This window comes from Myroides sp. LJL115, from assembly GCF_054871665.1.
In genome coordinates this window covers 1-10,213 of the sequence record NZ_JBTXLS010000067.1, presented here as the reverse complement: position 1 = coordinate 10,213, position 10,213 = coordinate 1, and the positions used below count along the sequence as shown (strand labels likewise).

At 32.6% G+C, this 10,213-nt stretch carries 8 protein-coding genes and 1 pseudogene; 2 read left to right on the top strand and 7 right to left on the bottom strand.

Annotation, left to right across the window (positions count from 1 at the left end):
- Positions 1-275: 275 nt before the first annotated feature.
- The 7 genes from ACYSNX_RS12415 to ACYSNX_RS12385 form a co-directional block, all read right to left on the bottom strand.
- Positions 276-1,403: a redoxin domain-containing protein gene (locus tag ACYSNX_RS12415; protein WP_461754980.1), complete on the bottom strand. Its 1,128-nt coding sequence runs from the start codon at positions 1,401-1,403 to the stop codon at positions 276-278.
- A gap of 213 nt (positions 1,404-1,616) precedes the next feature.
- Positions 1,617-2,540, bottom strand: a complete 924-nt coding sequence (locus ACYSNX_RS12410; RefSeq protein ID WP_461754979.1) for a transglutaminase-like domain-containing protein — start codon at positions 2,538-2,540, stop codon at positions 1,617-1,619.
- A 27-nt stretch (positions 2,541-2,567) separates the two neighbouring features.
- Positions 2,568-3,413 (bottom strand): substrate-binding domain-containing protein, encoded by an 846-nt coding sequence (locus tag ACYSNX_RS12405; RefSeq protein WP_461754978.1) that lies wholly within the window; start codon positions 3,411-3,413, stop codon positions 2,568-2,570.
- Positions 3,414-3,811: 398 nt separating this feature from the next.
- On the bottom strand, positions 3,812-5,317 hold the full coding sequence (locus tag ACYSNX_RS12400; RefSeq protein WP_461754977.1) for a succinate CoA transferase: 1,506 nt from the start codon (positions 5,315-5,317) through the stop codon (positions 3,812-3,814).
- A 483-nt stretch (positions 5,318-5,800) separates the two neighbouring features.
- The gene (locus ACYSNX_RS12395) at positions 5,801-6,670 is read right to left on the bottom strand and encodes a nucleoside phosphorylase (protein ID WP_461754976.1); all 870 of its coding nucleotides are present in this window, start codon (positions 6,668-6,670) and stop codon (positions 5,801-5,803) included.
- 12 nt (positions 6,671-6,682) lie between these two features.
- The gene (locus tag ACYSNX_RS12390) at positions 6,683-7,030 is read right to left on the bottom strand and encodes a translation initiation factor (protein WP_461754975.1); all 348 of its coding nucleotides are present in this window, start codon (positions 7,028-7,030) and stop codon (positions 6,683-6,685) included.
- Between the two features lie 165 nt (positions 7,031-7,195).
- The gene (locus ACYSNX_RS12385; protein ID WP_461754974.1) at positions 7,196-8,146 is read right to left on the bottom strand and encodes an isopenicillin N synthase family dioxygenase; all 951 of its coding nucleotides are present in this window, start codon (positions 8,144-8,146) and stop codon (positions 7,196-7,198) included.
- Between the two features lie 301 nt (positions 8,147-8,447).
- On the opposite strand from ACYSNX_RS12385, the gene ACYSNX_RS12380 reads away from it, so the two are divergent.
- Both ACYSNX_RS12380 and ACYSNX_RS12375 read left to right on the top strand, forming a co-directional pair.
- Positions 8,448-8,684: a hypothetical protein gene (locus tag ACYSNX_RS12380; RefSeq protein ID WP_461754973.1), complete on the top strand. Its 237-nt coding sequence runs from the start codon at positions 8,448-8,450 to the stop codon at positions 8,682-8,684.
- 634 nt (positions 8,685-9,318) lie between these two features.
- Positions 9,319-10,213: pseudogene (locus ACYSNX_RS12375) on the top strand (hypothetical protein); the annotation flags it as partial.

Genomic DNA, 10,213 nt, shown 5'->3' with positions numbered 1-10,213 from the left:
TTAAGTCCAATTCATCGATAACCTTATTTACAATGCGTACTGGATGCAAGGCAGGAATGAAATCTTCCAAAGAATGAGGAATCAAACTCATTTGATTCTGATCGTAAAGTCTATAACGTGGTGCTTGCTTTGCCATATTTACTTGAATTGCTTATACTAATTTAAGTATATTAAATTGAAATTCAAATAATTATAATGGTGTTTTTTACTTAAAAGCACAAAAAAGAGGCTATCTCATTTGAGACAGCCCCTTAAGGACGTTTAGACAAAAGTGTTTAATCTAATAATTCTGCTATTTTTTCTCGTAATTCTTTTCCTCTAAGATCTTTTGCGATAATTACTCCATCTTTATCTAAGATGAAGGTTGCTGGTATGGACTTTAATCCATATAATTTAGCTATAGGATCTTTAAAATACATTAAGTTAGATATTTGGAGCCAAGGTAGCTTATCGTCTTTTATAGCCTTTAACCATTTATCTTCCTCCTTGTCTAAGGATACACCTAAGATATTTAGACCTTTTTGGTGATAGTCGTTGTAAATACTAATTAAATTAGGGTTTTCTTCTCGACACGGTCCACACCAAGCAGCCCAGAAATCTACAATTGTAATCTTTCCAAGGGCTTGTTGTAAAGATAGTTTTTCACCTTTTGGTGTTAAAGCTTCAAAATTGGGTGCTTTTTGGCCAATTTTATTTAAGATAGTTGGCATTGCTTGTATGTCACTTATTACTTTTTGACCAATCGGGGTGTTTTGTAACTCTATATCTATTTTCTCCCATTGGTTTTGATAGACTTCTTTATCTTTTGTAGGAGTTTTTAGCCCATTGTATAAATTAATTAGATTTACAATTGATCCAGGATTTTCTTGGGGATATTGTTCTCTAAAATCTTCTAACTCCTTGGTTATAGATTCGTAAACAGCAACAATGTCATTTGCTTTCTCAACCTGATTTTGAGCTATCGCTTCTTTGTATGCCTGCTGAGTAGAAAGGTGATAATCACTTGCCTTAGTTGTCAAATAGGATATTTTCTCATTATAGGCAATATATTGATCATTGTATTTGGCTCCTGTTGCTTGTGGAACTTCATTGGAGTTTAAATCATAAGTAAGATGGATATTACCAGGCTCTATGAAAAAAGGAGCTTTATGAACCAAGTGTTTTACCGCAATAAATGCCATATCTACATTGTCGGCATTTGATTTGAATTCAAAATATCCTTTATTGTCGACTTTTGTAGAATCTACTTTTATAATCTTTTTAGTAAAGGGATCGAGTTTTTCTAAGTAAACCGTAGTATTAGGTTCAATTCCTTGTATACTTCCGCTAATTTGGAAGTTGTGTTTTGCATTACATGCCATTATTAGGACCATTGTGCCAAATAAAATTAAGATTTTTCTCATGAAAAAATTTTTTCTTATTATTTAAATAAATTTCGGCGGTCTTTGATAGTTAGCTACAAATATAAGTAAAAAATAACAGATAGTAGCAACTATTATATTGAAAAAGTGCGTATTGCTAGATGAATAGAAGTAAAAAGTACCTTATTCCTATTAAATAGATAGCTAAGGGATTTATGGCAAACTATAAGTAGATTTTAAAAAAATTATCAAGTCTTAATATAGGGTAAGTTGTCCTAAAATCTCCTCTGACATAAAAGGTCCTCCTGGATAAGAAGCGGTATAGTCTAAATTAAGCCAAATTTGGCCTCTGTCATCAAGATGATAAAAAAGTTCTTTATTCTTACTTTGATCAGGGAATAGCTCTTCCTTAATCAGATAAATTGCTTGTTCTAATTCTTGGGTGTTTTTAATGAGTAATTCTGGATACATATGGCCCTTGGTATGTATTAATCGCACACTTGCTCCAATAGATTTTAGACTAGCAGCCATTAACACCGAGTAGTCTTCACAGTCCCCAGAAAAGTGAATTAGTGATTCTGAGGCTGTGGCAATATACTCTCTTCCCCTTGGATCATTGACATAATTCCATCTACTTCTTATCTCTTTAAATACCGCGAAGCTTTGGATTAATTGTCTGTTTTGATGAAAAGATGGTGTTTTGGTAAAGTGCTTTGTAGTAGCTAATAAGGCAAAGTTTCTGACTTGTGGTTTATCAAATTCTACTGCTTTAGTGATTTTTGATTTATTAGGGAAAGGCAATAGTTTATTGATGATAATATCTTGAGGAGTATTGGATTGCATCATACTGTAGATCATTATTCGATAGTCTTCATAAACTGCCAAAAAGCCATATCCCCCAAAAATGCTAGCCCAAGAAAACACTAGCAAATAAAAAAGTACTAACAAAAACAACAGGGTTTTAAGTTTGTGTAATACAAATTGTAAAATACCAATAATAGCCAAAAACAGCAAGATCCTATCTAAGTGCCAAGGCCATTGTGGATCGGTTATATTTTGGTGTACTAGGATAAATAAAGGAATGGTAAGTAAAATATTCAAAAGTAAAATAATGCTATTGGCCCAAGGATTGGGTATCCTTAGGCCTTTGTACCATTTATTTGATTGCACTTTTGGCATAGCTTATTTTACTAGGGTTTAAATACCTTACAATACGGTGGTTTTGTAGGGAATGGTTTGCTCAATAAGGTCTAAATCTTTCAATTGATTTTGGATTAAATCAAAGTGTTTTTGACTTAATTGATTTTGAGACCAAGTGGTTAGGCTTAACCATTGTTGTATGTCTTCTATTTTTTGATCGTATTTTAATGCTAATGTTTTATCAATACTCGGAATGTGTTTAAACTCTTTTGTAGTGGTGTTAATGACCTGTAAAATATCTTGAATTATGGTTGCATTTTGTTCTACAAAATCTTTATTACCAACTAATAAGAAGGAAGGCCATGGTGTAGGACATTGAGCTATTCTTCTAAATATTCCCTGGTCAACAATGGGTTGTGTCATAAACCTTTCCCACATAAAGTAATCTGCCATTCCAGCTTGTAAAGCGCTAATTGCACCCTCTAGAGTATCTACCACTAAAAAGTTTAGATCCTCTGTATTCCAACCCATTTGTTTAGCGTGAACAATAGCCATTAAATGGGAACCAGAGCCATATCGACTAATAGCGATGGTTTTGCCTTTGAGATCCTCTATAGTTTGGTAATTAGAATTGTGAGCTACGTGGATTCCCCAAATTAATGCACTACTAATATATTCTTGGATAATAACACATGGGTTGCTTTGGCTGATATCTTTTATAATTCCTTCAGAAAGAATAATGGCAAGGTCAGCTTGCTTGTCCCTAAGCATCTGGCACATTTTACCTGTACCTTGAGGGATATCTTTCCATCTTAAATCGATATTTTTGTCTGTAAAATCTTCATTTTCAATACACATTAACCAAGGCAAATTAAAATGCTCTGGCACTCCTATAATTTCAACTTTTGTCATTTTTTATTCATTAACATTGCTTTGCTAATATACTAAAAGGATTGATTAAATAAGAGAATTCAATGGAAGTGTTTTTGGCTTTTTTACCTGATTTCAGAGCTTTTATTATTGGTATTTGTGAAATAATTATCACGATTTTTCAAGTATCACTTTAAAAATATTTCCTTGGGTATTTTCTAAAGTGAAAGCTATAAGGCAGCAGTGTAATAATTGCAATAATTACCCTAGGTATTAATGCGTATCAAACATAAATAGGGGAGTAATAGATGCTCTTTTGGGGAGGTTATAAAACAAATAACGCCTGCAAAGCACTTAATAGTTCTTGGTAAGCGTTATAGGTTTGGAATAAATAAAGAGAGTAAAAATTAAATGCTAGTTTATCCTTTATTATCCGTGAATTAAGACTTCATTGAGCCTGTATGTTTAAATCTAGTATGCATAGAAAAAGCTTCCTCTAAAATATGAGGAGTATGGCCACCTAATTCTTTGGCTCTATTGTAGTAATCTCTTATTTCTTCTTTATAATCTGGGTGTACACAATTCTCAATAATTACCTCGGCACGCTCTCTTGGTGAAAGACCTCTTAAGTCAGCTAGGCCTTGGTCGGTAACTAGTATATCTACATCATGCTCTGTATGATCCACATGGGATACCATTGGTAAAATATGAGATATTTTATTGTCTTTCGATGCAGATTGGGTAACAAAAATACTCAAGTAGGCATTTCGAGCAAAATCTCCAGAACCACCAATTCCATTCATCATTTTATTTCCGCCAATATGCGTAGAGTTTACATTTCCATAGATGTCAAATTCTATGGCAGTATTAATGGCGATAATACCAAGTCTTCGGATTACCTCAGGAGCGTTAGAAACGTTCTGCGGACGTAGTACAAGATGTTCTTTGTATTTATCTAAGTTGTTGATTAGCTTATTATACCATTGTTGGGTCACTGTGATGGATGAACCCGATGCAAAGGTCATTTTACCAGCATCGATTAAATCAAATGTACTGTCTTGAAGCACTTCCGAATACATAGTAAGATTGCTAAATGGGCCATCGATAAATCCTGTAAGAACAGCATTGGCAACTTTTCCAATACCTGCTTGTAGTGGAAGTAGGGAATAATCCATATTTCCTTTTTTCACTTCTTGTTCGAAGAACTTTAATAAGTGCTTAGAAATAGCAATTGTTTTAGTATCTGGTTCAGGAAGTACTGCTGGGGAGTCTAAAATATCTGTGAAAACAACCCCTACTACTTTAGAAGGGTCAATACGAATAAAGGTTTCTCCAACGCGGTCTTTCACATCTAAAATGTCAATAGACTTTCTATTAGGGTGTTTACCAGGAACACTATTATCATGTATACCTTCAATGCTTAAAGGCATAGCAGAATTTATCTCAATAATTATTTTTTGTGCTACACTTGCAAAATATGCAGAGTTTCCAATAGAAGTTGTAGGAATAATAAATCCTTGCTCATCGATATAAGCTGCTTCAATAATAGCAATTTCCACTTGTGGGATATGTCCTTCTTGTAGGTGCTCTATGGTTTCACTTAAATGTTGATCCACATATTTAATTTGTCCATCATTAATGGAGTGTCTCATAGTAGAGTCTGCCTGGAAAGGCATTCTTCTAATTACGGCATTATTTGCGGCTAAGTCTGCATCGGTTGTTTGTCCCAAAGAAGCACCAGTTAACAAAGTAATGGCTACATTTTCATTGGCTGCACGTTCTGCAAAAGCAGGTAATACCGATTTACTATCTCCAGCTTTAGTAAAACCACTGGCTCCAACTACTGCTTTATCATGAATCATTTGAGCTGCTTGCTCCGCTGTAATAATACGCTCTAAATATGGGGCATATTTTATTCTTTGCACATTTGTAAGTTCTTGTATCATTTCAAATAAAAATTTTAAGCACCTAAATGTAGGTATATATATTAATATATCATTAATAAAAAGACATATGTGGTTATTTATGTGATATAACGCATTCTTTAAGATAAAAGCCTATTGCTATGTTAGTTTTTTTACAATTAATTGTGTAAACAACTATGTAAGCATAGTAAATATTTTCAATATGGTAATACTAAAGAGGTGTGTAATGTTTATTTATGTTAAATATTATACTAATTCCAGGTGAAATTTTATATTTTCAAGTGAATTGAGCCTTTTAAATTGGAAAATCAGCCATTTTTATCTAGGCTGAATACTAGTCCAAAAATGTTTGAATTTTCACCTGTAATAGTGGGAAGATATTTTTTGAAAAACTATAAGCAAAATAGTAGCAGTAGAAGTACTCCTTATATATAAAACAAAATACCCTAAAAAAGATTGGTGTAGTGTCATTTTTAGGGTAGAGTGTACTTTGAAAAAGAAAAGTTATTTAGTTAACTGATCTAAGGTATATTTTATTAAGCGATCAACTGCTTTATAAGGATCTTTGGAGAATGTACCATTGGCTCTATTAGCGATAATAGTATTTAATGATACAGCATGGTGACCTAATAGTTTACATAGACCATAAATAGCGGCAGTCTCCATTTCAAAATTAGTAATACGCTGGCCATGGTAAAAAAAGTTATCGATTTTACTATTTAATAGAGGGTCAGCTATAGGTAAACGCAAAACTCTTCCTTGAGGTCCATAAAAACCTCCTGCTGTAGCGGTTACTCCTAAATGGGTTTGTTCACTTTGCAGGCGCTGTTGTAAAGAACTACTATTTTTAATAATATAAGGTCTTCCTTTTGCTAGATCCCAATTTGTATGCTCTATAAAAGCATCTTCCATTTGATCTTGGCTAATATCTCTAATAATATAGGAGCGCATTAAATTATCCAATCCCAATCCACTTTGTGATAAAACAAAACTATCTACTTCAATGTCTTTTTGTAAAGATCCAGATGTTCCAATTCTTACTATATTTACGCTAGTTAAGTGCTCTTTTATAGTCCTTGTTTGGAAATCTATATTAAATAGGGCATCAATTTCATTGACAACAATGTCTATATTATCCGGTCCTATTCCAGTAGAAATCACTGATAATCGTTTTCCTTTGTAGGTTCCTGTATGGGTTTTAAACTCCCTTTTTTGAGTTTTAAATTCAATGGAGTCAAAATGAGAAGATATTCTATCTACGCGATCTTGGTCACCAACAAATAGGATATCTGGTGCAATATTTTCCGGTCTTAAATTAAGGTGATAGATACTTCCATCCGGATTTAAGATTAGTTCTGAAGACTTTATTTCCATAATGATTTATTTTTATGAGCCTACTCGTTTTACCTTGTAGCCTTGTTTGGTTAAAAATTCCATGATTTTGTCTCGGAAGTTACCCTGGATGATAATCTCTTGATCTTTTGTACTTCCTCCAACACCACATAAGGTTTTTAGTTGTTTTGCAAGGACTTTCAAATCCTCTGGATCCCCTTGGAATCCTTTAATAATGGTAGCTATTTTACCTGCTCTATTTTTTTTGTCTAAATGCGCCTCTAATCTTTGGTCTTTAGGGGCTAAAGTTTCGATTGGTTCAGGGGTAGAAAATTCAAAATCTTCATTGGTTGAAAACACAAATCCTCCTAAATCTTCCAAACTAAGTTTTTTCTTACTCATAGTTGTTGTGTGAAAATTCGCTTTATTGTAGTGGAGTCCACTAGACTCAAATATACAAAATTGTTGGGTATAGTGGGGCTTTTTCCTTAGTGATTTGTCATAATAAAAAAGGGACTCAATGTCAATTTGAGTCCCTTTGATTGTGTCTATAATAAAAAAGAATATCTATTCTTTAATTAATCCTAGTTCTACTAGTCGTTGGTGTAAAAACTCTCCAGCAGTAATATCATCGTATTTCTTAGGGTTGTCTTGATCTACACAATTTGGCAAACAGTCTAAAGGCATTGAGCTTATTGGATGCATGAAAAAAGGAATAGAGTAACGAGAAGTACCCCATAATTCTCTTGGTGGATTAACCACTTGGTGAATAGTTGATTTTAATCTGTTGTTAGAGTGTCTTGATAGCATATCTCCAACGTTAATTACTAATTCATCCTCTTTAGCAATAGCATCAATCCATTGTCCTTGGTGATTTTGAACTTGTAAGCCTTTTCCTTGTGCCCCCATTAATAAGGTAATTAAGTTGATGTCTCCGTGAGCTGCTGCACGTACTGCATTTTTAGGTTCGCTTGTAATAGGAGGGTAGTGAATTGGTCGTAAGATACTATTACCATTTTTTACATAAGCGTCAAAGTAAAACTCATCTAAATCCAAGTATATAGCTAGGGCTCTTAATACATAAACACCTGTCTTTTCAAGCATTTTATATGTTTGCTCTCCTACTGGGTTGAAATTCGCTAATTCATTAACAGTAACATTTTTTGGGTAAGTTGCCTCTAAGGCAGGATCATCTTGTACGTACTGTCCAAAATGCCAGAACTCTTTTAAATCTCCTTCTTGACGGCCTTTAGCATGTTCTTTTCCAAAAGAAACATAACCTCTTTGTCCTCCAATACCAGGGATTTCGTATTTTTCTTTTACTTCCAATGGAAGTTGAAAGAAGTTTTGAACCTCTTTATAAAGACTCTTAACAAGTTGGTCGTCTAAAAAGTGTCCTTTTAATGCTACGAATCCAATTTCTTCGTAGGCTTTTCCGATTTCATTTACAAACTTTTGTTTACGTACCGGGTCATCCGATAGGAAATCACGTAAGTCAACACTAGGAATGTTTTGCATTTTCTAATTGTTATTTATGCTTACTTTGAATATTTAAAGGACAAAGGTATAAAAAATATTTGCCAAATAAATATTAAAACATTAGCAAGGTTTGTTGAGGTAAAATGCTTTTTCGGAAAAAATATTGAGGTAGAATTATTTAATATGAATATTCACCCTGATTTAAGGTCGGTAGTTTGTGAAAAAGTAAATATAAGTAGTGAAATATATGCAATTAGAAGTAGATTTTTTTTCAAAAAAAGATTGTAAAGTGTGTTTTTTTTTCTAAATTAGGACAATAACCAATAAAAACAAGATAATTATGAAGTTACCTATAGAGTTAAAATCCAATGAATTCGTGGTGTTAATCACCGTAGATATTGATCCCAAGTATGCGGGAGAGAGTTCTAACCAATGCTGCTCTATCCTACCTAAGGGTATTAAAGCAATATTTAAAAAGATTGATGGGCATGCTCTACGCTTGTATTGTGTATGTGATAATGAAGAAGATTTTAGTTTTTGCCTAAGACAACCTGGCTTTAAAACGACCTTATTATAAGGTGATACTTAATCACCTTGTTTTTTCATTGTGTTGGTGAAAAACAACTGGTAGTTTATATAGTGTGAATAGATTTTTTTTAGCACTTGCAACCTTCCCCTTTTTATATCCCCTTTTTCAAAATAGAAAAACGACCTTAAGATATGGTGTTATTAACAAAATATTTTAAGCTCGTTTTTTTTTGTTTTCGCTTTAAAAGTTTATGTAATTTTAACGAAATCTATTTAATTATTTTAACTTAAAAATCTTATGATTTTAGCTTTTTTAACACAAATAAAAAGTCAATTTGTAAAAAAGTCAATAAATAAATTAAATAATACTTTCATTTTTTTTTGTCAGCTTAAGCTTAAATATTTTTTTCTTTAACTAAATTATATGAAATCTTTATATATGTTGAAAATATCGTTAAATTATGCTAAAAATAAAGAGATTATTTTAATAATTGGATAATTTACGAATCAAAGCTTTTTAAATTAACAATATTAACAATTTTATTAATTAAAGTTGTAGATTTGTTTTAAGCTTTTGGAAAAGGAGAGTGTATATATAATGTTTTATACCATCCTTATAGTTTAAGGCTTTTAAAATAAAATGTTTAGAAAATCAAAAATTGTAAAATCAATAAGCTTTTAATATGAAGAAAAAAATTACTATGTTGTTTTTAGTGGCTGCTGCAGCAACTACCTATGCACAGGACCCTGGTCTTGGTATTGGGAAGGGTCTTCCTGATGCGAGTGCTATTTTAGATGTAAACGCCTCTGATAAGGGGGTATTGATTCCACGTATGGAATTGAAGAAACTAGACACTTTCGAGCTTGCTGGACAAAGCGGTACAGAATCCATTTTAATTTATAACACTGTAGCCGGGGTTGATATTCCAAAAGGTTTTTACTATTGGGCTGGTAATAATTCAGCTGGAAAATGGGAATTGATTACTTCTGAAAGTAGATTGAATACTATTATCGACAATTTAAGAAAGGAAATTTATCAAGAGATTGAGAAAATTACTAAAATTCCAGGTGGAAGTGCAACGGATCTTAGTTATCTAGTAGCATTTACTCCGGATGGATCTGATGCTAGTAAAGGAAAGTTTAGTTATTTGGTTCCAAGTGTAGATGCTGATGATAAAGTTACTTATACCTTAAAAGAAATTACTTTAGAAGAAATTATCAAAGGAACCGAAACAGAAACCTTTATGTTGCCAGTTAAGGGTAACGTTAATGATGGGATAGGCGGTACAAAAGAAGTTACATTAGGTTATCGTTATTTTAATGAAAAAGTAATTAAAGATTGGAGAGTTCAAAATCCAACAGCTCCGATAGAAACTATTGATCCTGCATTAGGATTCTATATTGATGTTGCAAGTATTGCTGGAGATACTTTTATAGAGCATCTTACTGAGAATAAAGAGTTTATAGAAAATACTTTTATTAATATAGAAGGAAATGTTACTTTACATAAGGATGGAGATGGGAAGTATTATTTTGTATCGAAAAACCCAGATAAAACCACTACTACTACCTATTTTA